The organism is Caballeronia sp. BR00000012568055 (assembly GCF_029439455.1).
In the GTDB taxonomy this organism is placed as follows: domain Bacteria; phylum Pseudomonadota; class Gammaproteobacteria; order Burkholderiales; family Burkholderiaceae; genus Caballeronia.
Genome location: NZ_JAQFVG010000242.1, coordinates 41,039 through 64,581, shown reverse-complemented (window position 1 = coordinate 64,581; position 23,543 = coordinate 41,039). Strand labels below are relative to the sequence as shown.

24 protein-coding genes are annotated in these 23,543 nt (G+C 60.5%); 14 read left to right on the top strand and 10 right to left on the bottom strand.

All coding sequences use genetic code 11. The features are described from left to right. Positions 1-4: 4 nt before the first annotated feature. Complete coding sequence (locus P7F28_RS11610) at positions 5-1,024, bottom strand: tyrosine-type recombinase/integrase (RefSeq protein WP_277184629.1); 1,020 nt, start codon at positions 1,022-1,024, stop codon at positions 5-7. 203 nt (positions 1,025-1,227) lie between these two features. On the opposite strand from P7F28_RS11610, the gene P7F28_RS11605 reads away from it, so the two are divergent. Beyond that, entirely contained in the window at positions 1,228-2,664 is a 1,437-nt protein-coding gene (locus P7F28_RS11605) for a DUF2252 domain-containing protein (RefSeq protein WP_277184628.1), read from the top strand. A 13-nt stretch (positions 2,665-2,677) separates the two neighbouring features. On the opposite strand, the gene P7F28_RS11600 is transcribed toward P7F28_RS11605, so the two are convergent. Beyond that, a complete protein-coding gene (locus P7F28_RS11600) occupies positions 2,678-3,034 on the bottom strand; it encodes a DUF2471 family protein (protein ID WP_277184627.1) in 357 nt (118 codons plus the stop codon). A gap of 224 nt (positions 3,035-3,258) precedes the next feature. Between P7F28_RS11600 and P7F28_RS11595 the strand changes: the two genes are divergently transcribed. Continuing rightward, entirely contained in the window at positions 3,259-3,441 is a 183-nt protein-coding gene (locus P7F28_RS11595; RefSeq protein ID WP_277184626.1) for a CsbD family protein, read from the top strand. Positions 3,442-3,486: 45 nt separating this feature from the next. On the opposite strand, the gene P7F28_RS11590 is transcribed toward P7F28_RS11595, so the two are convergent. Next, positions 3,487-4,095, bottom strand: coding sequence for a helix-turn-helix domain-containing protein (locus P7F28_RS11590; protein ID WP_277184625.1), 609 nt, complete (start codon positions 4,093-4,095; stop codon positions 3,487-3,489). A gap of 137 nt (positions 4,096-4,232) precedes the next feature. Here P7F28_RS11590 and P7F28_RS11585 point away from each other — a divergent pair, with 137 nt between their 5' ends. Together P7F28_RS11585 and tdh are read left to right on the top strand one after the other, a co-directional pair. Then, on the top strand, positions 4,233-5,435 hold the full coding sequence (locus P7F28_RS11585; RefSeq protein WP_277184624.1) for a glycine C-acetyltransferase: 1,203 nt from the start codon (positions 4,233-4,235) through the stop codon (positions 5,433-5,435). Between the two features lie 60 nt (positions 5,436-5,495). Beyond that, entirely contained in the window at positions 5,496-6,527 is a 1,032-nt protein-coding gene (gene tdh / locus P7F28_RS11580) for an L-threonine 3-dehydrogenase (RefSeq protein WP_277184623.1), read from the top strand. Between the two features lie 12 nt (positions 6,528-6,539). On the opposite strand, the gene P7F28_RS11575 is transcribed toward tdh, so the two are convergent. Beyond that, positions 6,540-7,202 (bottom strand): YceI family protein, encoded by a 663-nt coding sequence (locus P7F28_RS11575; protein ID WP_277184622.1) that lies wholly within the window; start codon positions 7,200-7,202, stop codon positions 6,540-6,542. Between the two features lie 125 nt (positions 7,203-7,327). Between P7F28_RS11575 and P7F28_RS11570 the strand changes: the two genes are divergently transcribed. Then, positions 7,328-7,846, top strand: coding sequence for a hypothetical protein (locus P7F28_RS11570; RefSeq protein ID WP_277184621.1), 519 nt, complete (start codon positions 7,328-7,330; stop codon positions 7,844-7,846). A 19-nt stretch (positions 7,847-7,865) separates the two neighbouring features. Here the strand turns inward: P7F28_RS11570 and P7F28_RS11565 are convergent, their stop codons facing one another. Then, positions 7,866-8,759: a LysR substrate-binding domain-containing protein gene (locus P7F28_RS11565; RefSeq protein ID WP_277184620.1), complete on the bottom strand. Its 894-nt coding sequence runs from the start codon at positions 8,757-8,759 to the stop codon at positions 7,866-7,868. Between the two features lie 133 nt (positions 8,760-8,892). On the opposite strand from P7F28_RS11565, the gene P7F28_RS11560 reads away from it, so the two are divergent. After that, positions 8,893-10,074, top strand: a complete 1,182-nt coding sequence (locus P7F28_RS11560; protein ID WP_277184619.1) for a M20 aminoacylase family protein — start codon at positions 8,893-8,895, stop codon at positions 10,072-10,074. Positions 10,075-10,080: 6 nt separating this feature from the next. Beyond that, entirely contained in the window at positions 10,081-11,403 is a 1,323-nt protein-coding gene (locus P7F28_RS11555; protein WP_277184618.1) for an MFS transporter, read from the top strand. Between the two features lie 3 nt (positions 11,404-11,406). Here the strand turns inward: P7F28_RS11555 and P7F28_RS11550 are convergent, their stop codons facing one another. After that, the gene (locus P7F28_RS11550) at positions 11,407-12,378 is read right to left on the bottom strand and encodes a helix-turn-helix domain-containing GNAT family N-acetyltransferase (protein ID WP_277184617.1); all 972 of its coding nucleotides are present in this window, start codon (positions 12,376-12,378) and stop codon (positions 11,407-11,409) included. A gap of 293 nt (positions 12,379-12,671) precedes the next feature. Then, positions 12,672-13,070 carry a hypothetical protein gene (locus tag P7F28_RS11545; RefSeq protein ID WP_277184616.1) on the bottom strand — a complete coding sequence of 133 codons (399 nt, stop codon included), beginning with the start codon at positions 13,068-13,070 and terminating at the stop codon, positions 12,672-12,674. A 181-nt stretch (positions 13,071-13,251) separates the two neighbouring features. Between P7F28_RS11545 and P7F28_RS11540 the strand changes: the two genes are divergently transcribed. The 3 genes from P7F28_RS11540 to P7F28_RS11530 are packed head-to-tail and all read left to right on the top strand — an operon-like array spanning position 13,252 to position 16,354. Beyond that, positions 13,252-13,914 carry a response regulator gene (locus P7F28_RS11540; protein ID WP_277184615.1) on the top strand — a complete coding sequence of 221 codons (663 nt, stop codon included), beginning with the start codon at positions 13,252-13,254 and terminating at the stop codon, positions 13,912-13,914. Further along, entirely contained in the window at positions 13,911-15,266 is a 1,356-nt protein-coding gene (locus tag P7F28_RS11535; protein WP_277184614.1) for an ATP-binding protein, read from the top strand. Before P7F28_RS11540 ends, P7F28_RS11535 begins: the two co-directional genes overlap by 4 nt. A 41-nt stretch (positions 15,267-15,307) precedes the next feature. Beyond that, positions 15,308-16,354, top strand: a complete 1,047-nt coding sequence (locus tag P7F28_RS11530) for a Gfo/Idh/MocA family oxidoreductase (RefSeq protein WP_277184613.1) — start codon at positions 15,308-15,310, stop codon at positions 16,352-16,354. 9 nt (positions 16,355-16,363) lie between these two features. Here P7F28_RS11530 and P7F28_RS11525 read toward each other — a convergent pair whose 3' ends face one another. Beyond that, a complete protein-coding gene (locus P7F28_RS11525; RefSeq protein WP_277184612.1) occupies positions 16,364-17,275 on the bottom strand; it encodes a LysR family transcriptional regulator in 912 nt (303 codons plus the stop codon). A 188-nt stretch (positions 17,276-17,463) separates the two neighbouring features. On the opposite strand from P7F28_RS11525, the gene P7F28_RS11520 reads away from it, so the two are divergent. Genes P7F28_RS11520 through P7F28_RS11510 form a run of 3 tightly spaced genes read left to right on the top strand, consistent with a single transcriptional unit; the run spans position 17,464 to position 21,062 of the window. Beyond that, the gene (locus P7F28_RS11520; protein WP_277184611.1) at positions 17,464-18,768 is read left to right on the top strand and encodes a dicarboxylate/amino acid:cation symporter; all 1,305 of its coding nucleotides are present in this window, start codon (positions 17,464-17,466) and stop codon (positions 18,766-18,768) included. A gap of 13 nt (positions 18,769-18,781) precedes the next feature. Beyond that, positions 18,782-19,729, top strand: a complete 948-nt coding sequence (locus P7F28_RS11515; RefSeq protein ID WP_277184610.1) for an amino acid ABC transporter substrate-binding protein — start codon at positions 18,782-18,784, stop codon at positions 19,727-19,729. A 49-nt stretch (positions 19,730-19,778) separates the two neighbouring features. Then, positions 19,779-21,062, top strand: a complete 1,284-nt coding sequence (locus P7F28_RS11510) for a nitrate- and nitrite sensing domain-containing protein (RefSeq protein ID WP_277184609.1) — start codon at positions 19,779-19,781, stop codon at positions 21,060-21,062. A gap of 4 nt (positions 21,063-21,066) precedes the next feature. Here the strand turns inward: P7F28_RS11510 and P7F28_RS11505 are convergent, their stop codons facing one another. After that, on the bottom strand, positions 21,067-21,663 hold the full coding sequence (locus P7F28_RS11505; RefSeq protein WP_277184608.1) for a DJ-1/PfpI family protein: 597 nt from the start codon (positions 21,661-21,663) through the stop codon (positions 21,067-21,069). Between the two features lie 82 nt (positions 21,664-21,745). On the opposite strand from P7F28_RS11505, the gene P7F28_RS11500 reads away from it, so the two are divergent. Next, positions 21,746-23,077, top strand: coding sequence for a PLP-dependent aminotransferase family protein (locus P7F28_RS11500; protein ID WP_277184607.1), 1,332 nt, complete (start codon positions 21,746-21,748; stop codon positions 23,075-23,077). Between the two features lie 9 nt (positions 23,078-23,086). On the opposite strand, the gene P7F28_RS11495 is transcribed toward P7F28_RS11500, so the two are convergent. Next, positions 23,087-23,524, bottom strand: a complete 438-nt coding sequence (locus P7F28_RS11495) for a cupin domain-containing protein (protein WP_277184606.1) — start codon at positions 23,522-23,524, stop codon at positions 23,087-23,089. Between the last annotated feature and the right edge of the window lie 19 nt (positions 23,525-23,543).

Sequence of the window (23,543 nt, the reverse complement as noted above, 5' to 3'; positions counted from 1 at the left end):
TGCATCAAAGGTGAGAGTTTTCGGGATCGTCGATGATATCGGTCGCATCTGTCGCGCGAGCCAGATCGCGCTCCCGTATTTGCTCACCCATCCACTCTTGCCACGCACGGTGCAGCCGATGAACCGAGATCATCTGCTGAAAGCCGAGCCATTGGCCGACGCGTTCGGGGTCTGTGCCGTCCTCGAACAACTCCGCCGCGTAGGTGTTGCGCAAAGTTTGCGGACTCGCGCGCGCCACGCGTGACGCGGCCATCCCTGACGCAGCGACAACAGCGTCGATCGCGCGCAGCATGGTTGCCTTGTGCATCGACCGTCCGGACGGGGCTGCGGGAAACAGAAGGTCGCCCGCCAGACCGACAGTCCGGCGCTCGCTGATCCAGTTATCCAGCAATTCGACGGCAAACGGCGCGAGTCGCGCTTGCCTGACCAGCAACGGATTATTTGCATCGACCGTCACGTAGGGCGCGCCCGCCGCGTAGCAGTCGATGGTCAACTCCGCCGCCTCGCCCGTCTTCACGCCCGCGCCGAGAAAGGTGGCGACCAGTGCGCGGTCGCGTCGCTCGCGCCAGCGTTGTCCGGTCGGCAAAGTGCCGATCGGCGCATACAGATGCCCGACCAGCAGCGCGCGCTCATCGTGCGTCAGGAAGCCGGTCGGCTCGTTATCACGCGCGTGGCGCCACGCCGAATCGCCGTCCTGGGCGATGAAACGCGCCGGATTCGTCGGCGCGGTTTCAATCTCCCGCACATGGTCGAGCACGCGCTCGATCAATCGCAGATAGCGCATGCGTTGCGGGCGGCGAATATCGAGTTGCGAGACGAATTGTTCGATGACCGGCCGCTGCACGGTTTGCAGCGTCGTACGCTTTGCGCGCAACCACTCGAGGAAATTGCCCCATTGCGCGCGATACACATCCGCCGACGATGCCCTGAACTGCTGTTGCGCGAGCCACGCATCGAAGGCGGCTTGCGGATCGGCTTGCCAGTCGGCGCGTTGTTGATCGAAGAGATCGGAAGTGTTCGGCATAGTGTTCGATAAGGCCTGACAGATTGACATTGCTGTCCAAGAGAGTCGGACTTCAGACGCGCTACGTCAAGAGCACAGCGACGCTCAAGTGTCATGGAGTGTCGATTCACTGTCTTGCTGCTTGCGCCGATCGTCGCCTACTGTCTTCTCATGGCGTCTTTCCGATCCACAACAAAATCCAGAACGATGGCAAGGAGCGAACGATGGCCCAACTGCACACTTTGCCGTCCTGGCAAGCGCGTCGCGCCAACGGACGAGCCGCGCGCGAACGCACACCGCGCGGTTCGCACGAAACGATTGGTGACGTTGATCGTGATCCCACCGCGCTGTTGCAGTCGAGCAGCGAAGGCCGCGTGCCGGCGTTGATCCGGCTTCGTTACGGCCGCATGCTCGTTTCGCCTTTCACGTTCTACCGAGGCAGCGCGCTGATACAAGCACACGACCTCGCGACGACACCGAACAGTGGCCTGTGGCTTCAGATTTGCGGTGACTGTCATCTGTCGAATTTCGGCGGCTTCGCAACGCCCGAGCGCGCGCTCATCTTCGATCTCAATGATTTCGATGAAACCGCGTACGGTCCGTGGGAGTGGGATCTCAAGCGCCTCGTTGCGAGTTTCACGATTGCCGGCCAGCAACTCGGTCATGGCGATCTCGCCGCCGACGAGTTTGCCTTTCTGACCGCGCAGAGCTACCAGACGCACATGCGCGAGTACGCCGAAATGGGCGTGCTCGATCTTTGGTACGAGCGCATCACCTTCGAGCGGATGACCGGCGTGGTACAGAGCGACGACGCGCGGCGTCGCCTCAAACGCGGATTCGAGCGCGCATCGCGACGTACGCATGATTCGATGCTGCCGAAACTCGTCGATCAGTCTGCTGACACATGGCGCATCCGCGATTCGCCTCCCGCCGTCTTCCATATTCGCGGTGACAGCACGTTGATCGACAAAGCCGATGAATGGATGACGTTGCCAGACGATCGCGACGTGATATTCGCCAATCTGATGCGTAGCTATGTCGAGACGCTGACGCCCGAGCGGGCCGCTTTGCTATCGCAATTTACGTTTCAGGACCTCGCGTTCAAGGTGGTTGGCGTGGGCAGCGTCGGCACGCGTTGTCTCGTCATGTTGCTAACTGACTCGCACCGCAAACCGCTCTTTCTGCAACTCAAAGAGGCATCGACCTCCGTGGTTTTGCGATACGCGCGCGCCGGGAAAAGTAGCGTCATCGACGCTCACAACGGACAGCGCGTCGTGCACGGCCAGCGTCTGTTGCAGGCCGCAACAGACCCGTTTCTCGGCTGGGCAACCGGCCCAGTCGGCCGCCATCTTTATATTCGCCAACTACGCGACATGAAAATTTCCGCCGAACTCGAAACATTCGGCGACGATGCGTTCCGCGAGTACGCCAGGCTATGCGGGTGGGCGCTGGCTCGGGCGCACGCCAAGGCTGGAGGCTGCGCGCCGGAGATTTCCGGCTATATCGGCAGCGGCGACCGCATGTCCGAAACACTGGTGCGATACGGCCGCGCCTACGCCGAACAAGTCGAAAAAGACTACGCGCTGTTTCGCGCCGCGTGCCGGGACGGACGACTCGAAGCCCGCAGCGACGCCGACATGGCCGCAGACTTCGCGCTCTAATCGGGCATCAAGTTCAACCATGCGCGATGGCGAGCTGCGGTCGGCCATGCCGCGCGGCCTGTTCATAGGCATCGACGGCGAAAGCGAAAACGGCGGGCAATGCGTCCGACGTCGCGACATCGACGACATCGTCGGTTTCGGGGAAATGAAAGTCGTCCGGACGCGCGAACAACTCGCGCAAAGTGGCCTCGTGTCGTCCTGCGAAGCCGAGATCCGCGACGGCCTCCGCTTCGATCGCGTGCAACAAACGCCACGTCAGCGGCACGCCCAATTCGATATATCGCCCTGCAATCTCGCGCGTGATCCGCTCGAGGTCTCGCACTGCACGAGCAAATTGCTTCTTGCTCAGATGTTCGCCATTCGACTCCATGTCTCACCCCTTGCAACTGGTCTTACTACTGTACAAACATACAGTATTCGATGCAATGAAAATAGCGTCTCGCTAGTCGGCTCGGGTGTATGTGCGATTCCGCCTACGCGCGAATCAGACGTGCGCCGCTATGCGCGGTCGGTCACGCAAGGCATCTTGATGGAGACGTGTGACGGCATCGGGTCGGCTCATGCGCAAGTACTTTCAGACAAGGGAGAGGCGTGATGAACAAGGATCAGATCGAAGGCATCGGCAAACAAGTGAAGGGCAAGATCAACGAAGTGGTCGGCAAGGCAACCGATAACAAGTCGCAGGAAGCCAAGGGCGATTTGCAGCAGGCGGCAGGAAAGATCCAGAAAGGCGTGGGCGATGCACGCGGTGCGGTCAAGGACGCGTTCAAGAAGTAGGCATGCGCCTGGCGCGAACTTTATGCGCGTAAAGTTCGCGCGCCGTCACCCGTGGATGACGACCAGCAGCGCTTTCGCCTCCGAACGCCCGACGTTACGGATGGCATGTCCATCGTCGGCGGCGTAGCGCGCGGTCTCTCCCGTCTTCAATCGTCGCGTCGTACCCGACGCATCGATCTCGATATTCCCGTTCAGCACCGTCAAGTGCTCGCGCGTCCCCGGCTCGTGCGCGTTCGATGTCAGCGCCGCGCCCGGCCGCAACGTGAGTTCGTACCACTCGAACTTCCCCGCCAACTCGATCGGCCCCCACACCCGCAACTGATATCCGCCGTTGTCACCGCTCAAAGTCGGAATCTCGTGCGGTGCCGCAACGCGAATCGCTTCTGCCGGCTTCTGCTGCGCAAACAACTGATCGAGGCTGATGCCGAGCGCGTTGGTCAATCGCCAGGCCACCGCGATCGTCGGATTGGCCTTGTCCCGTTCGATTTCCGACAGCATCGACTTCGATACACCCGCCGCGCGCGATAAATCGTCGAGCGTCAACTTTCTTTCATTGCGCAGACGCTGAATCTGTTCGCCAACGCGCGGTGGTGTCGATGTGCCGCTTGTCGAAGCGAATTCGCCGGCCTTGTTGTCCGAACCCGAACTTGCCATGTGTCTCACAATCCCTTAGAGTTTCCGGTATATTGGAAATTCGTTCGAAATATCGAACGTGTCCAATGTGCTGGATGCACTATAACAGTCGAAAGGGCACGCAGCACCAAACCATCGCTCGTCAAAAAAGGAAGCCGATGAAAGACTCATACCTGTCTCACCTTCGCACGACGCTCGACGAGATCCGCGCGGCGGGCTTTTATAAGTCCGAACGCGTGATTGCGAGTCCGCAATCGTCGGATATTCGCCTGGCCGATGGGCGCGGCGTGCTCAATTTCTGCGCAAACAACTACCTCGGCCTGGCCGACGATGCGCGTCTGATCGAAGCCGCCAAAGCAGGACTCGATGCAGACGGCTTCGGCATGGCGTCGGTGCGCTTTATCTGCGGCACGCAGACCGTCCACAAATCGCTGGAACAGGCGATCGCGCATTTCCTTCACACCGAGGACGCGATTCTCTATTCGAGTTGTTTCGATGCCAACGGCGGTTTGTTCGAAACTTTGCTGACGGAAGAGGACGCGATCATCAGCGACGAGCTGAATCACGCGAGCATCATCGACGGTGTGCGGCTCTCGAAAGCACGCCGCTTGCGCTACAAGAACAACGATCTGGCCGATCTCGAAGCGCGCCTGAAAGAAGCCGATGAAGCCGGCGCACGATTCAAGCTGATCGCCACCGATGGCGTGTTTTCGATGGACGGCATCATCGCCAATCTCGCCGGCATCTGCGATCTCGCGGATCGCTATCACGCGCTCGTCATGGTCGATGACTCGCACGCGGTCGGTTTTATCGGCGAGTACGGGCGCGGCACGCCCGAATACTGCGGTGTGTTGGATCGCGTTGACATCATCACGGGCACGCTCGGGAAAGCGCTTGGCGGCGCGTCGGGCGGTTATGTGGCGGCGCATCGGGAAATCATCGAATTGTTGCGACAACGCAGTCGTCCTTATCTTTTTTCGAACACGCTTGCACCGAGTATCGCGTCGGCGTCGTTGAAAGTGCTTGAATTGCTCGATAGCGACGAAGGCGCGACGCTGCGCCAACGCGTCCGCGAGAACGGCGCGCACTTCCGTCAGTCGATGTCGGCGCTCGGTTTCGATCTCGTTCCCGGCGAGCATCCGATCATCCCCGTCATGCTCGGCGATGCGCAACTCGCGTCTCGAATGGCCGATGCATTGCTGGCCGAAGGCGTCTATGTGATCGGCTTCTCGTATCCCGTCGTGCCGAAGGGCCGCGCGCGCATTCGCACGCAGATGAGCGCCGCGCACACGCCCGAACAGATCGATCGCGCGGTGGATGCCTTCGCTCGTGTGGGCCGTTCGCTCGGCGTGATCCGCTGACTTTATGCGCATAAAGCACCCCGGCTGAAGGCCGCGGGAAAAAACCAAGGTACAACCTCAATGAAAGCCCTTGCCAAACTCGAACGCGCGCCCGGCCTCACGCTCACGCGCGTGAAGCGCCCGGAAGTCGGCCATAACGATGTCCTGATCCGCATCCGCAAAACCGCCATTTGTGGTACCGACATTCATATCTGGAAGTGGGACGAGTGGGCGCAAAAAACCATTCCTGTTCCGATGCACGTCGGTCACGAATATGTCGGCGAGATCGTCGAGATGGGGCAGGAAGTGCGCGGATTTGCAATCGGCGATCGCGTGTCGGGCGAAGGTCATATCACGTGTGGCTTTTGCCGGAATTGCCGCGCGGGACGTCGCCATTTGTGTCGCAATACAGTTGGCGTGGGCGTGAATCGTGAAGGCGCGTTCGCGGAATACCTCGTGATTCCCGCGTTCAACGCGTTCAAGATTCCCGCCGATATCTCCGACGACCTCGCCGCGATCTTCGATCCCTTCGGCAACGCGACGCACACAGCGCTCTCGTTCAATCTCGTCGGCGAAGATGTGTTGATTACCGGAGCGGGACCCATCGGCGTGATGGCGGTTGCGGTCGCGCGGCACGTCGGCGCACGCAATGTCGTGGTCACCGATGTGAACGAATATCGGCTGGAGTTGGCGCGCAAAATGGGCGCGACGCGTGCCGTGAACGTCGCCAACGAAAAGCTCCGCGACGTGATGGAAGAACTCGGCATGACTGAAGGCTTCGACGTCGGACTGGAAATGTCGGGCATGCCGAGCGCATTCACGGCCTTGCTCGAGTCGATGAACCACGGCGGCAAGGTCGCGCTGCTCGGCATTCCGCCCGCGCAAACCGCGATCGACTGGAATCAGGTGATTTTCAAGGGTCTCGAGATCAAGGGCATTTACGGGCGCGAGATGTTCGAGACCTGGTACAAGATGGTCGCGATGCTGCAAAGCGGTCTCGATCTCTCGCCGATTCTCACGCACACCTTTCCCGTCGATGACTATCAGCGCGCCTTCGAAACCATGCTCTCCGGCAATAGCGGCAAGGTCGTTCTCGACTGGACTGCCGCGTAATAAAAAAACGCGTTACTGAGCGGAAGTAGAAGCCGAAGCAGGCGGCGTTTTGGAAAACTCCGCCTGAATCGCAACGTGCACGTCGTCACCGACGGCCGGATACCACGTCGTCAATCCAAACTGCGAGCGGCTGAAATGGCCATCGGCGGAAAAGCCGAGCGTTTCCTGTTTGGTGAGCGGATTGATCGCGTGGCCGTTGAAGCTCACGTTCAGCGTGACCGGTTTCGTGACGCCGCGAATGGTCAGATCGCCGGTCAGCGTGCCTTTGTCGTCGCCTTTCGGTTCGAACGATGTACTCGCGAACGTGATGGTCGGAGAACGCGCGACATCGAACATGTCCGCGCCTTTGACCATGCGATCCAGCAGCGGCACGTTGGTATTCACGCTCGCGGCATCGATCACGATGCGCGCCGTACTCTTCGCCAATCCGCCCGCATTCCAATCGAGTTGTCCCGTTACCTTGTCGAATCGCATCACGAAACGCGAGTAATGAAAATGATCGACATCGAAACTCACATTCCAGTGATGCGGATCGAGTTCGTAATGGCCAACGGGCACGCTCGATTCATTCGCCGATACATGATGCGTGACCACTTGCAACGGCGTGCATGCGCCGAGCGCCAGCAGTAAGCCAAACGTGAACGCCTTGAAAATCGAACTGTCACGACAATCCATCAATATCCACTCCGAAAAATAACGCCTTTCGCTTCGTCACACGAAAATCAAGCGTTCAGGTAGAGTTCGCCTCGACCATCATCTCAGAAAAGGCGTCGTCACCTTGTCGTGATGGCGGAGAACTTATGCGTTCAAGGGTGTCCCGTTTTCGAAGCATTCGCGCTGGTTTGCTCGGGCTTGCCGCGTCGGCCGCGTGTTTGTGGACGCCGCTCGCTCACGCCGCGTTGTGTTCGGACGGACTCTGGGCGGACGCGATGATCGGCTCGCACCACTTTCATCCAGACAAGGATTTCGAGCAATTTAATCCCGGCATTGGCGTGGAGTGCTGGATCGCGCCGAGTTGGGCGCTGACAGGCGGCTACTTTCGAAACTCGCTGTCGAAGCCGTCGTTTTATGGCGGCGGTGTGTGGGGACCGGAATTCCTGCATTGGAATCACATCCGGCTCGCCGCGATGGCCGGCATCATCTCGGGCTACAACTACGGCAGTTATGGTTTCGGCCACGATCACACCATCGGTCCGGTCGCCGCGCCGCTCATCATGCTGGACTACAAGCGCGTGGGCGCGAACATCATCCTGATTCCGCCGATTCCTTCGAGCGATCTTCCCTTTACGCTCGGTTTTATGCTGAAACTGAAGTTCTAGGGATTCCGAATTAATTCGATTACTGCGACATCGCGGCGTGCCGAAGGCAATCGAGCAGTAACGTAGCCGCAGGCGTAAGCGGACTGTCCCGGCGTGTGACCACGCGCACGGAGACTGCGGGCAAGGTATCGACGATCGGGAATACGGCGAGACCGTCGCCGACCCAGTGATGCTTCAGCAGCGACTCCGGCAGCGCAGCGATCGCATCGGAGCCGCGCAGCAAGCCGTGCGCGATCACGAAACTCGGGCATTCGATTACGCGTCCCGGAATGGCGAGGCCGCGTCGGGCGTAGTCATCGAGCAAAGCCTGTGTCGAGCTTTCCGGCGATGGATTGAGCAGCCATTCGGCATCGCTCAATTCGGCCAGACGCGTGCACTCCTTCAGCGGATGATCAGCACGCCCAACGATCACCGAACGGCTTTCATATAACTCGATGTGATCGAACTCCGGCGCGAGATGCTCGGGCACGACCACGGCCACCACGAAATCGAGCGATCCATCACGCAGACGCGGCATGGCCACGCCCGGAAATCCTTCGATAAAACTCACGCGCGCATTCGGCATCTGCCGCCTGAACGCGCGATACGCCTGCGGCAAAATCGACAAGGCCGCCGTCGGCGTAACGGCCACGCTGGCGCTGCCCGCACCCGCGCCTTTCATCTGCGCAATATCTTCTTCCGCACGCCGCATTTCGCTTACGATCAGATGCGAGCGCACGCGCAATTGCTGTCCGAACGCGGTCAATTGAACGCCGCGCGCCGTGCGCAAAATCAGCGGCACGCCCAAATCCAATTCGAGTTCCTTGATCGCCTTCGTCAGCGCGGCCTGCGAAAGATGCAGCGTGCGCGACGCCGCGCGAATGCTGCCTTGCTCGGCGGTCGTCAGAAACGCGCGCAGCTGATGGAGTTTCATGCTCATAACAAAGATAACCTAGGGTTTTTGCCGACAACCAAAAGCGTTCACACATTTAATTTACTGTCGTTTGGTTCGCTTTTCGACTTTATATGCTGAAGGCTTGTTGATCCGTATCGAAGAAGGAGCCTTCATGCTGTCAGTCGAACCCGTCATTCCCGGCATCGCGGCGATTGCGCCGGAACTCGTCGCCGTGCGCCAGCGCATTCATGCGCATCCCGAATTGGCGTTCGAAGAAAAAGCGACCAGCGATCTCGTCGCCGGATTGCTCGCGCAATGGGGCTACGAGGTGCATCGCGGGCTCGGCAAGACGGGCGTAGTGGGCGTGCTGAAACAGGGCGATGGCGGCAAGCGCATCGGCTTGCGGGCGGATATGGATGCCTTGCCGATCGAAGAAGCCACCGGCTTGCCGTACGCCAGCAAAACGCCGCGCACGATGCACGCCTGCGGCCACGACGGCCATACCGCGATGCTCCTTTGCGCCGCGCGCTATCTTTCCGAAAGCCGTCAGATTTCCGGCACGCTCACCGTGATCTTCCAGCCCGCCGAAGAAGGCGAGGCCGGCGCGCGCGCGATGATCGAAGACGGTCTCTTCGACAAATTCCCGTGCGATGCCATCTTCGGGCTGCACAATATGCCGGGCCTGCCCGCAGGCGATATGTTCTTCTGCCCCGGTCCGGGCATGGCGTCGTCGGATCGCGTGAATATCGTGGTGCGTGGCGTTGGCGGACATGGCGCGATGCCGCATCGCGCGCGCGATCCGATGCCGGCGGTTGCATCGATCATGTTGGGTTTGAACAGCATCGTCGCGCGCGAAGTGGATGCGCAGAAGCCCGCGGTGGTTTCCGTCGGTAGCGTGCAGGCGGGCGAAGCGAACAACGTGATTCCTGAGACCGCGCTGCTCAAACTCTCCGTGCGCGCGCTCGATCCGACCGTTCGCATGCTGCTGAAGGAGCGCATCACCGCACTGGTCCACGCGCAAGCGCTCGCATACGGCTGCACCGCCGAAATCGATTACGAACTCGGTTATCCCGTGCTCGTCAATCATGCGGAACCGACCGCCTTCGCCACGGATGTCGCCACCAAAATGCTCGGCGCGCAACGTGTCGATCCCGCCGCCGCGCCGCTGATGGGCAGCGAAGACTTCGCCTTCATGCTCGAAGCGCGTCCGGGCACGTATGCGTGGATCGGCAACGGCACGGGATCGAAGGGCGGCTGCATGGTGCATAACCCCGGCTACGATTTCAACGACGATATCCTCGCGATCGGCGCGAGTTATTGGGTGCGTCTGGCCGAAGCCTATCTCGCGGATTAGACCAACATGAACACACCCACTTTCGCAGACTCATCCGTCGATACCCCGTCGCGCTCTGGCAAACGCGCACGCGCGCGGCTTATCGCGGCGGCGGCGGTCGGCAATGCGCTGGAGTTCTACGACTTCACGGTCTACGCGTTCTTCGCGCTGATCATCGGCAAGCTGTTTTTCCCGGTGAACGATCCGATCGGCCAGTTGTTGCTGGCGGTGGCGAGCTTCGGCGTCGGCTTCTTTACGCGGCCGATCGGCGGACTGGTGGTCGGCATGTACGCGGATCGCGCGGGCCGCAAGAAAGCGATGCTGCTCACGCTTGGCCTGATGGCGCTCGGCACCGCGATGATCGCCGTTGCGCCGACGTATGCGCAGGTCGGCGTGCTCGCGCCCGTGATTCTCGTGCTCGCGCGCCTGATTCAAGGCTTTTCGGCGGGCGGCGAAGTGGGCGCATCGACCACGTTATTGCTTGAACAAGCGCCTGCCAATCGACGTGGCTTTTATGCTTCGTGGCAGTTCGCGAGTCAGGGCTTGTCCGCGCTCGCGGGCGCGTTGACGGGCGTGGCGCTGAGTGCATCGCTGAGTGCGACGCAGCTCGAAAGCTGGGGATGGCGCGTGCCGTTCGTGATCGGCACGGCGATCGTTCCGGTCGGCTGGTGGCTGCGCCGCACGATGGAAGAGACACCGCAACCGCATGCGCACGCATCGGCATTGGTGAAAGCGCCGAAAGTGCCTTTATTTACGGTACTTCGTGAACATATGCGCGCGGTGTTGACGGGACTCGGCGTGACCATCGGCGGGACGTCGGCGCATTTCATCATCGTGTTCTATCTGTCGATTTACGGCGTGAAAACGCTCGGGCTTCCCGGCTGGACGGCGATGTTGTCAGGCTGTGTTTCCGGCGGCATTCTGTTCTTTCTCGCGCCGCTCGGCGGTTATTTGTCGGATCGAATCGGACGCAACAAGCTTGCGCAGACCACGCGCGTGCTGTTGATGCTCGGCATTTATCCCGCGTTCGTGCTGCTCAATAAATCGCCGACCGCGACGACCTTGCTTGCCGTCGTCACGGCGTTGTCGATCGTGCATTCGCTGAACGTCGGCACCGTCGGCGCGATGCTCGGTGAGCTGTTCCCGCGTTCGGTGCGTGCCACGGGCGCGGCGATCGTTTATAGCCTGGGCGTGGCGATTTTCGGCGGCTTCGCGCAGTTCTTCGTGACCTTGATGATCGAGATCACGAAGAGCGTGTATGCGCCCGCGTGGTACGTGCTGGCGTGCGGATCGTTGTCGCTGATCGCGGTGGCGTTCATGCGCGAGCGTTCGCAGGATGCGCTGGATTAAAGCTTACGAACCACGACGCGTAAACCGCTGCTCAACAACCTTCGTGCCCCACTGATCTCCTTCGGCTTCGTCCGCCAGTTCGAAGCCGAAGGACTCGTACAAATGGCGCGCCGCATCGAGACTCTTGAAGGTCCAGAGATACGTCTCATCGTAGTGTTCATCGACGAAAGCCATTGCGCGTGACATCAGTTCGCGGCCCATGCCGGAGCCGCGCAAACTATCGTCGATGATGAACCATCGCAGATGCGCGACGCGCTTCTTCATATCGCCATCGATCGCCAGCGAGCCGAGCACGCGCTCGCCTTCCATCACGAGCCACATTGCTTTGCCCGGCGCGGGAATCGACTCCGCAAACGCGGCGAGTTCGGTGGCAACCTTGCGCTCGAAATACACGCCGAATCCCGCGTGATGCGCATAGAAACGCGCATGCAAACCCGCAATATCACCGATACATCCCGGCCGATATCCCTCCACCACGCGCGCGCTTTCCGCATGCGCCGCACGCGTGACAGGATGCGCGTGACCATGCGCGAGGGCATCGGCATATAAGCCGAGCGAGCGCACCAACGCGCGCTGATCCTCGGGCACCAGACGCCGCAACGCATCCGACACCTGATCGGTCGCGAACTTGTCGATTCGTCTGCGCAGCTTCTGTCCCGCAGCGGTGAGATAAAGCTCGGACGAACGGCCGTCGTCGCTCGATGTCTGTCGCGACACATATCCCGCGGATTCGAGCCGCGCGAGTTGCCTGCTCGCATTGGATTTATCGAGCCGCAAAGTATCCGCGAGATCGCGCGCCTGAATGCCCGGCGTCGCGCCGATCTCGATGATCGCGTGCACGGCGGAAGGCGCGAGTCCGCTATCCGCCAGCGTATTGCGCATAAAACCAAGCTCACGCACCAGCCGGCGGGAGAACTCGCGCAGTTCGAGAATGGTTTGATCGCGTGATTGCGGCGGGGCGTCGATAAAGTCCATGTGCGTCTCCTTGCGGCCATGCAGGCAATATTAGTTGCGATCCGCAACTTTCGCAAGACGTCATGGGTTAGTGTTTGATACCGCAAAGACTCACCATTCGCGCGCTCCCGAATTCGCTCACCTTTAGGCGTGATCGATCCGCGCGTGCAAACAGAAAACCCCCTAAATAAAGCACTCAAAACACAAACGGAGCGTGCCAAAAACCTCGCTCCCGAAAACCCTCACCTGAAAATCGAACGAGCAAAAAAATCCCGGCACGAGGCCGGGCAAAGGGGATCGGGCGAAGTCCGAGATCACGCCCGATCGCGTGGCACTCTGCAAGCCGCCGCCGCATGTGAACACGCGTGCGCGACGCTCCGCCGCGAAGCGGAGGGATGCAATTCGACATGAAGCTGAACGAGCCAATCGTCCGAAGAAGGACGGGCGATCACGAGCCGATGCGCCGCGTCCTGCGCCCACGCGATACGACGCGAGGCGCGGGCGGCATCGAACGAAAGCTTTGCGATGCGCCGCACCGCGATCACGATAAACGCAGCGCTCAACAGCGTCGCCAGGCGCGTCAACGGCGCTTGAATGGCATTCGGATGACCCGCGCATCCGCAGATGGCAAGCCACGCCGCATCGGATGCGGCCACGCACAACGCGATCAGGACCGCATTGGCGCGCAATGAAACGAGTGTGGACGCCTGCATCGGCACCTCCGACGCGCGGCCAGTGGTGGCGCGCTTGTCGTATAGTGCGGCGGTGAACCTTATCCGATGCTTAACGCCGCGAGCGAATTCGCTAAGCATCGGCGTCTATGACGCTTAAGTGGGACTTAAGCAATTGGAAAGGAAAATCGGAGGCGAATGATTTCGATTCTGGAGAATCCGCATGCGCCTGCTCTTGGTTGAGGACGACGAGATGATCGCCGAGACGGTGCTCGCCGCGTTGCGCCGTGCGGGCTATACGGTCGATTGGGCGCAGGACGGCCGCGCGGCCGAATTGTCGCTGGGCAACGGCGTGTACGACCTCGTGCTGCTCGATCTGAACCTGCCGCGACGCGATGGCTTCGACGTGCTCGCGGCGTATCGGCAAAAGGGCGGCGACGCGCCCGTGATGATCCTCACCGCGCGCGATGCCGTGGACGACCGCATCCGCGGCCTCGACGCAGGCGCGGACGATTATCTGATGAAACCCTTCGATCTCGACGAACTCGCGGCACGCGTGCGCGCGCTGCTGCGTCGCCGCACGGGGCATAAGCATCCGGTGTATTCGCATGGCGAATTGACGCTCGATCCCGCCGCGCACGAAGCGAGCAAGGCGGGCGTCGCGCTCAATTTGGTGCCGCGTGAATTTGCCTTGCTGCAGGCGTTGATCGAAGAACCCGCGCGCGTGTTCCGCCGCTCCGAACTCGAAGAAAAATTGTACGGATGGGGCGAGGAAATCGGCAGCAACGCGATCGAAGTACACGTGCATAGCCTGCGGCGCAAAATCGGCGCGGAAGAGATCGTGACGGTGCGCGGCGTGGGGTATCGGCTGAAGAGGATTGGATGACGTCGATTCGCCGCTGGCTGCTCGGATGGCTCATCTTCGGACTCGCGGCGGCGTGTCTTGCGGCGGGCTACGGCATCTTCAGCACCGCGCGCGCGGAAGCGGGCGAATTGTTCGATTACGAACTCACCACGGTCGCGCATGTGCTGCCGCACAACATCGGCGCAAACGATATTGCCGAAGGACGCGACCACAATCTGCAAGGCATTGCCGATGACCGTTTGGTAATCGACATCTGGGATTTGTCGGGCAAGCTGATTTATCACACGCCGCACGAACCGGAGTTGCCGCGCTTCGGCGAAGGCTTTCGTTCCGTGCAGCGCGAAGGCGACCGCTGGCGCGCGTTCGGCGTGAATCAGCCGGATCGCTTCGTGCAGGTCGCGCAGCCGTTCTCCGTGCGCGAAGATCTGGCGATGACGCTGGCCTTGCGCATCATCTGGCCGCTGGCCTTGCTGATACCGGTGATCGTGGTGTTCGTGCTGGTGGTGGTGGCGCGCGGCCTCGCGCCGGTGCGATGGTTATCGAACGCGCTGAAGGAGCGCTCGCCCGAATCGCTCGATCCGATCACGCTCGCGCCCATGCCGATCGAACTGCGTCCGCTCGTCGATGCGCTCAACGAATTGCTGACGCGGCTGAACGAGGCATCGCAGGCACAACGCACCTTTGTTGCCGATGCCGCGCACGAACTGCGCACGCCGCTCGCCGCGCTCAAATTGCAGATACAAGGCGCAATCGGCGATGGTTCCTTGCGCGTGGACGGCACGACGCTGTCGAAGATCGACGGGCGCTTGAATCGGCTGATTCATCTTGCACAGCAGTTGTTGAGCATGGCGCGTGAAGATGCCGCGCGCGAAGCCGCCATCGCGCCGATGAGTCTGCGCAGCGTGTGCGAGGCGCGCGTCAGCGACTTTTCCTTGATCGCGGAAGCGAAGTCCATCGATCTCGGGCTGGAACTGGACGCCGCATGCGACAGCCACGATCCGTTCACCATTCTCGGCGATACGCATGCGTTCGCTGTGCTAATCAATAATCTGCTCGATAACGCGATACGGCATACGCCTTCGGGCGGACGTGTCGATGTGAACTTGCAGCGCGATCAAAACGGAATTGCGCTGACGGTTTTGGATACGGGCAGCGGAATCGACGAAAACGAAATCGACCGCGTCTGCGACCGGTTTTACCGATGCGCAGGCACGCCGGGGCAGGGCAGCGGTTTGGGTCTTGCCATCGCGTTGCGCGTGGCGCAGCGGCATCATGCGATGCTTGAGGTGAAAAATCGCGGTGATGTAAGCGGGCTGTCGGTTTCGGTGCGCGGCTTGCGGGCGGTGGTGCAGAAGGAGTTGGCAAAAGTGTGATACCTTCAGATTAACCAGTCTGTTAATCGAAAGGAGACACCGTGTCCACGCTTCAGACTTCATCGCCCCTGCGCCTGGGCATTCTCGGCGGCGCGAACATCGCCAAACAATTCACGCGCGATGTCAGACCCAGCGAACGCGTACGCGTCACAGCCGTCGCCAGCCGCAGCGAAGACAACGCCCGAGCCTACGCCGAAGCCAATCAGATCGACACCTGGTTCGGCAGCTACGAAGCGATGCTCGCGAGCGCCGAAATCGACGCCATCTATCTCCCGCTGCCCAATAGCCTGCACGCCGAATGGGCGATCAAGGCCGCCGAGCACGGCAAGCACATCCTCTGCGAAAAGCCGCTCGCATTGAATCGCGATGAAGCCGAGCGCATGTTCGATGCCGCCGAGCGTCATAACGTGCTTTTGCTCGAAGCCTTTCCGTTCTACTTCCAGCCGCAGACCACCGACATGATGACGCTGATCGGCGAAGGCGCGATCGGCTCGGTGCGCAGCATGCAGGCGAATTTCGGCTTTACCGTGCGCGATCCCGGCACGAATATCCGCATGAAGCCGGAACTCGGCGGCGGCGCATTGCTCGATGCAGGCAGCTATCCGCTGAGTCTGATTCGTCTGGTGATGGGCGGCGCGCCGCACAGCGTGCAGGCCGTCGCGACTTGGGCTGACAGCAATGTCGATATCAGCCTCATGGCCACGCTGCTTTATGCCGATGGCCGCCGTGCGCAGCTTTCCTGCGCGATGGATGGCGCGAATCATCGCCTGGCGACGATCGTCGGCACGCAAGGCACGATCGATACCGAATACCTCAATCACACCAGCGATGAAATCGCGGGCAACGCATACGGCTATCTGCCGAGTCAGATGCGCGTGCGTCGCGGCATCCCCAATTCCGTGCCATTCGAAGCGGTCACGTCGCAAACGGGCAGCGGCTTTTTATTTGCCGCCGAGCGGTTTGCGCAGATGATCGCATCGCACGATGAGGCGGCGAGCGCGTATTACATGCAGGCGAGTCTGGATAACGCGGCCACGCTCGCGGCCATTATCGAAAGCGCGCGCACCGGTCGTATCGTCGAGTTGTAAAGCGCAGAATCATCCGTCCGTCAAAGCGACGACGAGATCGAGAAAAGCCCTTGTTTTAGCGGGCGGATGATGCCGCGACGGGTAATACGCATAGAGCGGAAAGCGTTCGTCGGGCCAGTCGGGAAAGAGGTCGATCAGCTTGCCTTCTTCGATCAGATGTTCGTGCCCGAGCATGAGTATCTGCGAGATGCCATAGCCTGAAAGACACGCGCTCAGCATTGTGCCGGGATCGTTGAGCGTGAGCTTGCCGCGCGTCTCGACGATGATTCGCTTCTTCTTGCGATGAAACTCCCAGGCATAAGGACGCCCCGTTTCCGGATCGCGAAACTCGATGCACGTATGCGCGTCCGTGGCGAGCGCCTGCGGCGTTGCGGGCTTGCCGTGCTGCTGCAAATACGATGGCGCGGCAACCGTGCGCACGGGTGTATCGAGTAACTTACGTGCGACGAGACTCGAATTGCGCGGCTCGCCGAAGCGCACGGCAAGATCGAAACCATCGGCGATCATGTCGCCAAGGCGATCACGCGTGAGGAGTTCGAGTTCGAGCTCGGGATGCGCGCTCAGAAACGCTTCCAGTCGCGGGCCTAACAACAGGCGCGAAAAAATCGGATCGACATTCACGCGCAAGCGGCCACGCACCGCCGTTGCGCCACCGGATGCGGTGGCCGCGGCTTCTTCAAGTCCCGCGAGATGCGGCATCACGTGTTCGAAGAAACGTCTTCCGTCGTCGGTGAGCGAAACGGTGCGCGTGGTGCGATCGAACAAGCGGATATTCAAACGCGCTTCCAAACGCGCGATGGCGCGGCTCACGCCCGGCTGCGACATGCCGAGCCGATCGCCCGCCGCCGCGAACGTGCCTGCATCGACAATCGCGGCAAACACGCTGATGCCGTTCAGAATGCGTTCGTTGAAGCCCGCCATTTATGTCTCCGTGTTCGCGTTTTTCGGGAGTCGCGTTTCCGCGATAACGGTTTAGCATAGAAAAACGCGGCAGCACGCAAAACAAGGTCTAATATCTGAAGATTCGCAGACGGCAGTAATCGGCAATATCGCATCCACCCGAAATTTGACATGTAATCATTCGACATGCAGACAATGGAGGCCTGGAGATGAAAAGGAGTTCCGCAGCCGTCTGGATTCTCGTCGCAATGGTGATCGGCATTGGTGTCGGTTACATGATCTTCACGAACTTCCCCGACAAGAAAAGCGCCGCCGAGGTTGCTGGTTATATCTCGCTGATGTCGGATATTTTCCTGCGACTGATCAAGATGCTGATCGGGCCGCTGGTGTTCTCCACGCTGGTGGTCGGCATCGCGCATATGGGCGATGCAGCCTCGGTCGGGCGCGTGTTCGCGAAGGCGCTGGCGTGGTTCGTCACTGCATCGCTGATCTCGCTGCTGCTCGGGCTCCTGATGTCCAATCTGCTCAGACCGGGCGATAACCTTGGTTTGCCGCTGCCGGATATCGGCGCATCGGCGAATCTGGCGACGGCGAAATTTACGCTGAAGGACTTCGTCAGTCACATGGTCCCGCGCTCCTTCGCGGAGTCGATGGCGAACAACGAAATCCTGCAAATCGTGGTGTTTTCGATGTTCTTCGGCGTCGCCTTGGCCGCGCTCGGCGAGAAGGGCAAGATCCTGCTCGATGCAATCGATCAGCTTTCTCACGTCATGCTGAAGATCACCGGCTACGTGATGAAACTCGCGCCGCTCGCCGTATTCGCTGCAATGGCCGCGACCGTCGCGGTCAACGGTTTGACCATCCTCTTGAAGTTCGCCGTCTTTATGGCCGACTTCTATTTCAGCCTGTTTTTGCTGTGGGGATTGCTTACGCTCGCGGGCTTTATCTTTCTCGGACGACGCGTGTTCAAGCTGCTGTCGCTTATCAAGGAAGCGTTCATGCTCTCCTTTGCAACGGCCAGTTCCGAAGCCGCGTATCCGAAGATTCTCGACGCTCTCGACCGATTCGGCGTAAAGCGCAAGATATCCAGCTTCGTCATGCCGATGGGCTATTCCTTCAATCTCGATGGCTCGATGATGTACTGCACGTTCGCATCGTTGTTCATTGCGCAGGCGTACAACATTCATTTGTCGCTCGGTACGCAGATCACCATGCTGTTGATTCTGATGCTCACATCGAAGGGTATGGCGGGCGTGCCGCGCGCATCGCTGGTGGTGATCGCGGCGACGCTCAATCAGTTCAACATTCCTGAAGCGGGTTTGTTGCTGATTCTCGGTGTCGATACCTTCCTCGATATGGGCCGTTCCGCGACCAACGCCGTCGGCAATTCGATTGCAAGCGCCGTGGTCGCGAAGTGGGAAGGCGAACTCATGTCGGAGTCCGAAGCAGCGGCGAACGAAGCGCGCATCGAGTCCGAGCAGGAAGCGACGCTGGCCCATCCGGCGCAAGTCTGACGGAGACCGAGCCATGAAAATGCAGCGCATACGCGTGGCATGCGTGGCGTTGATGCTGTTCGCCGCGTTCAGCGCGAAGGCGGCGGACGACGATCAGGCCAATCAGCAACCCGCCGCCGATACCTTCGCGCCCGCCACGCTCAGCGGCACGCTCGCCAAAGTGCGCGATACGGGCAGCATTGCGCTGGGATATCGCGAATCGTCGGTGCCGTTTTCGTATCTGAACGCGCGCAAGGAACCGATCGGTTATTCGATCGAGCTATGCAAGTCGCTCGTCGCGGCGATAGAAACGTCGATCAACAAGCATCTCACTGTGCAATGGGTGCCTGTGACTGCGGAGAATCGTATCGACTCGGTTGAGAGCGGCCGCGTCGATCTCGAATGCGGTTCGACCACGAGCAACGTCGAGCGGCAAAAGCGCGTGGCGTTTTCGCCGATCATGTTCGTCGCCGGAACCAAGGTGATGGTCAAGCGCGGCTCGCCGATCAAATCGTTCCGCGATCTCGCGGGGAAAAAGGTCGCGGTGACATCGGGCACGACGAATGAAAAAGCCCTGCGCGATATCGATAAAAAATTCTCGCTCGGCATGCAGCTCGTCGTGGTGCCCGATCATGCGCAAGGTTTCGCGCAAGTCGCCAGCGGCCAGGCCGATGCCTTCGCCACCGACGACGTGCTGCTCTACGGCCTGATCGCGGAGAACGCGGCGAAGGGCGGCAAATATCAGGTGATCGGCGATTATCTGTCGTACGACCCGTACGGCATCATGTATCGCAAGAACGATCCGCAGTTGGCGCAAGTGGTGAAGAACGCGTTCCAGCAACTCGCGGCGGATGGCGAGATCGATCGGCAATATACGCGCTGGTTCCTGCAACGTTTGCCGTCCGGAACCAGCCTTGATATGCCGATGAGCGCGCAACTCGGCACCATCATCGAAACCATGGCGGGCGGCGAAGCGCAGTGAATATTGTCGGCCTACAATCGGAGCATCTGATTCAAGGCCTTTTTATTCGATGTTCGCCCCCGCTTCGCAATTCGCTTTGCGCGCCAAGGAACGAGAGATTGCGTCGTTGCGGCTGCTGGCCGAACGTATCGAACTCGTCGATCTGATTGGCCGCACGATTCACGTTTTGCAGCGTGAACGCGGCGTCACGAGCATTTTTCTCGCCTCCGATGGCAAGCGCTTCAGCGATGAACGCGCGGCCGTCCGCAACGAACTTGCGCCGCTGATCGCGCAACTGAACGCGCATCTCGATCTCCAGCTTTCGCCGGAGCGCGATGCCTCGTCGCGCATGCTTGCGATGATTGCGTGGGTGCTGCTCGATCTCGAATCGCTGGATGCGATGCGCGGGCGGATCGATCGTCGCGGCATGACGGCGCCCGAGTCGGTGCTGGCGTTCAGCAAGGTTATCGGCGGATTGATGGAACTCATCTTCCAGCTTGCCGATGGCGCGCCCGAGCCCTCCATTTCGCGCACGCTCGTCGCGCTCGTGCACGTGGTTCAGGGCAAGGAAGAAGCGGGCCAGGAACGCGCGGTCGGCGCGCATATGTTCGCGTCGGGCGGCTTTCCGGCGGATCAGCAGCAACGATTCGTACATCTGATCAACGCGCAGCAACACAGCCTCGAAGTCTTCGACAATTTCGCCGATGCCGCGCAAACCGACTGGTGGAAAAGTCGCGCGATCACCGCGCATGTCGGCACGTTTCTGAGCTTGCGGCAAATCCTGTGCAACGCGCGCGCAGGCGATGCGATCGATTCATCGCTCACCGAATCATGGTTCGATGCCAGCAGCGCGCGCATCACGGATATGTGGCATCTGCAACTCGCGCTTGCGGCGCGCGGCCGCGAAGCATGCGATGCGTCGATCGCTATTGCGCAACAAGCGCTGCGCGATTCCGAAGCGCTGATGAAGGCATTACGCGATACACCGCCGACGCATACGCAGGCGCTCGATCATTTCTTCGGCGGCGACAGCGCGCCGGTTTCATCGGATATGCTGATTGGCAAAGACCGCGCGACGGTCAGCAGTCTGAAGTCGGTATTGGAAGCGCAATCGGCGCGGCTCGCGCGCATGGAAGTCGAACTCGACGAAGCGCGCCGCGCACTGCATGAACGCAAGCTCGTGCAGCGCGCCAAGAACGCCTTGATGGCGCGATACGGTTTGAGCGAAGACGTCGCGTTCAGGCTGTTGCAGAAGACTTCGATGGACAGCGGCCGCTCGCTTGCCGAACTCGCCGAAGCGTTTCTAATTGCGCCGGAGACGGTGAGCTTTACACCGCGCGCACGCAAGAATTAAAACATCATAAGTATTCCGATATATTCGCCAAGGCGCGCGATACGTACGCGTCTTTCTCTCCCACCGGCGCGACGTAATGAATCGCGCTGGACGCTGCTTCGATTCCCTTCAGTCGCGCGATCATCCACGCAGCCAGATATTGCGACGACAAACATCCGCCCGCCGTCGCCACATTTTGCTTCGCGAAGAACGGCTGTTCGAGCACATCGACGCCCGCTTCCTGTACCCACGGTTTGGTGGTCGTATCGGTGCAGGCGGGTACATCGTCGAGTAAGCCGAGGCGCGCGAGAATCAGCGTGCCGGAGCATTGCGCGCCTAAAAGCTGTCGCGACGGATCGAGCTTGAGTTGCGACATCAGCGAAGCATCCGCGACGACCTCGCGCGTTTTGATGCCGCTGCCGACCAGCACGGCGTCCGCATCGCACGCGTCTTGCAGCGACGCCTGCGCGTCCATCACGATGCCGTTCATCGAACGCACACGCGGCGTGGGACTCGCAATCGACACGCGCCAGTCCTTTTGTCCCGCGCGATTGAGAATGCCGAGCGCGATCAGCGAATCGAGTTCATTGAAGCCGTCGAAAGTGAGAATGGCGATATGCATGATGATTCGATGCAAGGGTTGAGTCGCGCCATAGTAAGACCGACAATCGATACAATCAAATAATTGTCATGGATACATCCGCATGCCTGAAGCGCGCTATAAACAACTCGTCGATCGCTTAGCCAGCGATATCCGCGCGGGCCGTCTGCGTCCCGGTACGCGTTTGCCGACGCATCGCGATCTGGCGGCGCGCGAAGGTCTCGCGCTCGTCACGGCCACGCGCGTCTATGCCGAATTGCGCGCGATGGGCCTCGTCAGCGGGGAGACCGGGCGCGGCACCTTTGTGAAGGAAGCGCTGCCGCGTGGAGAAGGCATCGACCTTCAGGCGTGGGGCGCGGAAATCGTCGATCTGAGTTTTAACTATCCGTCGTCGCCGGGGCAGACGGAGTTGTTGCGCGCGGCTTTGCGTCAACTCGCGGCATCCGGCGATCTCGATGCCTTGCTGCGTTATCAGCCGCACGGCGGACGCGGTCACGAACGCGAAACCGTGGCGCGGCATCTCGCGGGCCTCGGCGTGCCTGCATCGATGGAAACGACGTTGTTGGTGAGCGGCGCGCAGCACGGGCTGACCACGACCGCGATGGCGCTGTTCGAACCCGGCGACGTGATCGCCGTCGATGCACTGACTTATCCCGGCTTCAAGCTCGCCGCCGAAGCGGCGCGGCTGGAACTCGCGCCGGTTGCATCGGCGGGAAATGGACCTGATTTGGATGCGTTGAGCGCATTGTGCAAACGCAGACGCGTGCGCGCGCTTTACGCCATGCCGACGTTGCACAATCCGCTTGGCTGGGTGATGAGCGCGACTCGACGGCGGCAACTCGTCGCGATGACGCGCAAGCATGGCGTGACGATCATCGAAGACGGCGCGTATGCCTTTCTCGCCGACGATGCGCCGCCGCCGCTTGCATCGCTTGCGCCGGAATCGACGGTGTATGTGTCGAGCGTATCGAAGAGTATTGCGACGGGATTGCGCGTCGGCTTTATCCACGCGCCGCGCGAACACATTGCGAAGCTCGAACGCACGATTCGCGCCACGACATGGAACACGCCTGCAGCTTTGACATCGATTGCGTGCGGATGGATTGAAGACGGCACGCTAGCCACGCTCGAAGCAGAAAAGCGCCGCGATGCAGCCGCGCGGCAATCACTTGCCGCGCGCGTGCTTAGCGGCGTGAAGCGCACGGGGCATCGCAATTCGTACTTTCTTTGGTTGCCGCTGGATCAGGAAGTACGCGCCGATGCAATCGCCGCAGCGCTGATGCGTACGCGAATTGCAGTATCGACCGCACAGCCGTTCGCCACGTCCGCACACGTGCCGCATGCAATACGGCTCGCGCTCGGCTCGGTCGATATGCTTACGCTCGAACGTGCGTTAGAAAAAGTCGCGGAGGTGATTGCCGAACAGACGTACTAAAACAAGGTATCAAAACGAGCGTGCAAGCGAGCCATTCGCCTTGCGCCGCAACTTGATGCCGACCTTTACGGCCAGCGCCACGGGCCGCGCGAGATGCGGACGCAGAATGGCATGTTTGCGCACATAGCGCGGCACATACCATTCGGAACGCGTACCCGCATAAAACAAAGCTGCATGTCCGGCGCGCAAGGAGCGCGGTTCCTGACCTTCGGCTGTGATGATGACTTCGCCTTCGATCACGTAGATGGTTTCGTCGGCATCGAAGTACCAGTTGAAACGACCGGCCGTGCAATCCCACACCCATGACGACGTAGTCTTGTCCGGACTCAGCGACCACAGTCCGCTGCGCGCGACGGGGTCGCCTTCGAGTATCCACGACGGATCGATCGGGTCAGGCTTGAGCATGATGTCGTCCAGGCGGACAGACTCGAATACTGGCGATGCCATTGAATAGATTCCTCTGCCG

Excerpts from the sequence above, each read along its gene's own strand:
- P7F28_RS11565 (WP_277184620.1), bottom strand. The coding sequence starts at position 8,759 with ATGAAACTCCATCAGCTGCGCGCGTTTCTGACGACCGCCGAGCAAGGC.
- tdh (WP_277184623.1), top strand. The coding sequence starts at position 5,496 with ATGAAAGCCCTTGCCAAACTCGAACGCGCGCCCGGCCTCACGCTCACG.
- P7F28_RS11590 (WP_277184625.1), bottom strand. The coding sequence starts at position 4,095 with ATGGCAAGTTCGGGTTCGGACAACAAGGCCGGCGAATTCGCTTCGACA.
- P7F28_RS11540 (WP_277184615.1), top strand. The coding sequence starts at position 13,252 with ATGCGCCTGCTCTTGGTTGAGGACGACGAGATGATCGCCGAGACGGTG.
- P7F28_RS11520 (WP_277184611.1), top strand. The coding sequence starts at position 17,464 with ATGAAAAGGAGTTCCGCAGCCGTCTGGATTCTCGTCGCAATGGTGATC.
- P7F28_RS11605 (WP_277184628.1), top strand. The coding sequence starts at position 1,228 with ATGGCCCAACTGCACACTTTGCCGTCCTGGCAAGCGCGTCGCGCCAAC.
- P7F28_RS11585 (WP_277184624.1), top strand. The coding sequence starts at position 4,233 with ATGAAAGACTCATACCTGTCTCACCTTCGCACGACGCTCGACGAGATC.
- P7F28_RS11560 (WP_277184619.1), top strand. The coding sequence starts at position 8,893 with ATGCTGTCAGTCGAACCCGTCATTCCCGGCATCGCGGCGATTGCGCCG.
- P7F28_RS11535 (WP_277184614.1), top strand. The coding sequence starts at position 13,911 with ATGACGTCGATTCGCCGCTGGCTGCTCGGATGGCTCATCTTCGGACTC.
- P7F28_RS11555 (WP_277184618.1), top strand. The coding sequence starts at position 10,081 with ATGAACACACCCACTTTCGCAGACTCATCCGTCGATACCCCGTCGCGC.
- P7F28_RS11515 (WP_277184610.1), top strand. The coding sequence starts at position 18,782 with ATGAAAATGCAGCGCATACGCGTGGCATGCGTGGCGTTGATGCTGTTC.
- P7F28_RS11600 (WP_277184627.1), bottom strand. The coding sequence starts at position 3,034 with ATGGAGTCGAATGGCGAACATCTGAGCAAGAAGCAATTTGCTCGTGCA.
- P7F28_RS11525 (WP_277184612.1), bottom strand. The coding sequence starts at position 17,275 with ATGGCGGGCTTCAACGAACGCATTCTGAACGGCATCAGCGTGTTTGCC.
- P7F28_RS11550 (WP_277184617.1), bottom strand. The coding sequence starts at position 12,378 with ATGGACTTTATCGACGCCCCGCCGCAATCACGCGATCAAACCATTCTC.
- P7F28_RS11510 (WP_277184609.1), top strand. The coding sequence starts at position 19,779 with ATGTTCGCCCCCGCTTCGCAATTCGCTTTGCGCGCCAAGGAACGAGAG.
- P7F28_RS11610 (WP_277184629.1), bottom strand. The coding sequence starts at position 1,024 with ATGCCGAACACTTCCGATCTCTTCGATCAACAACGCGCCGACTGGCAA.
- P7F28_RS11495 (WP_277184606.1), bottom strand. The coding sequence starts at position 23,524 with ATGGCATCGCCAGTATTCGAGTCTGTCCGCCTGGACGACATCATGCTC.
- P7F28_RS11575 (WP_277184622.1), bottom strand. The coding sequence starts at position 7,202 with ATGGATTGTCGTGACAGTTCGATTTTCAAGGCGTTCACGTTTGGCTTA.
- P7F28_RS11505 (WP_277184608.1), bottom strand. The coding sequence starts at position 21,663 with ATGCATATCGCCATTCTCACTTTCGACGGCTTCAATGAACTCGATTCG.
- P7F28_RS11570 (WP_277184621.1), top strand. The coding sequence starts at position 7,328 with ATGCGTTCAAGGGTGTCCCGTTTTCGAAGCATTCGCGCTGGTTTGCTC.
- P7F28_RS11545 (WP_277184616.1), bottom strand. The coding sequence starts at position 13,070 with ATGCAGGCGTCCACACTCGTTTCATTGCGCGCCAATGCGGTCCTGATC.
- P7F28_RS11595 (WP_277184626.1), top strand. The coding sequence starts at position 3,259 with ATGAACAAGGATCAGATCGAAGGCATCGGCAAACAAGTGAAGGGCAAG.
- P7F28_RS11500 (WP_277184607.1), top strand. The coding sequence starts at position 21,746 with ATGCCTGAAGCGCGCTATAAACAACTCGTCGATCGCTTAGCCAGCGAT.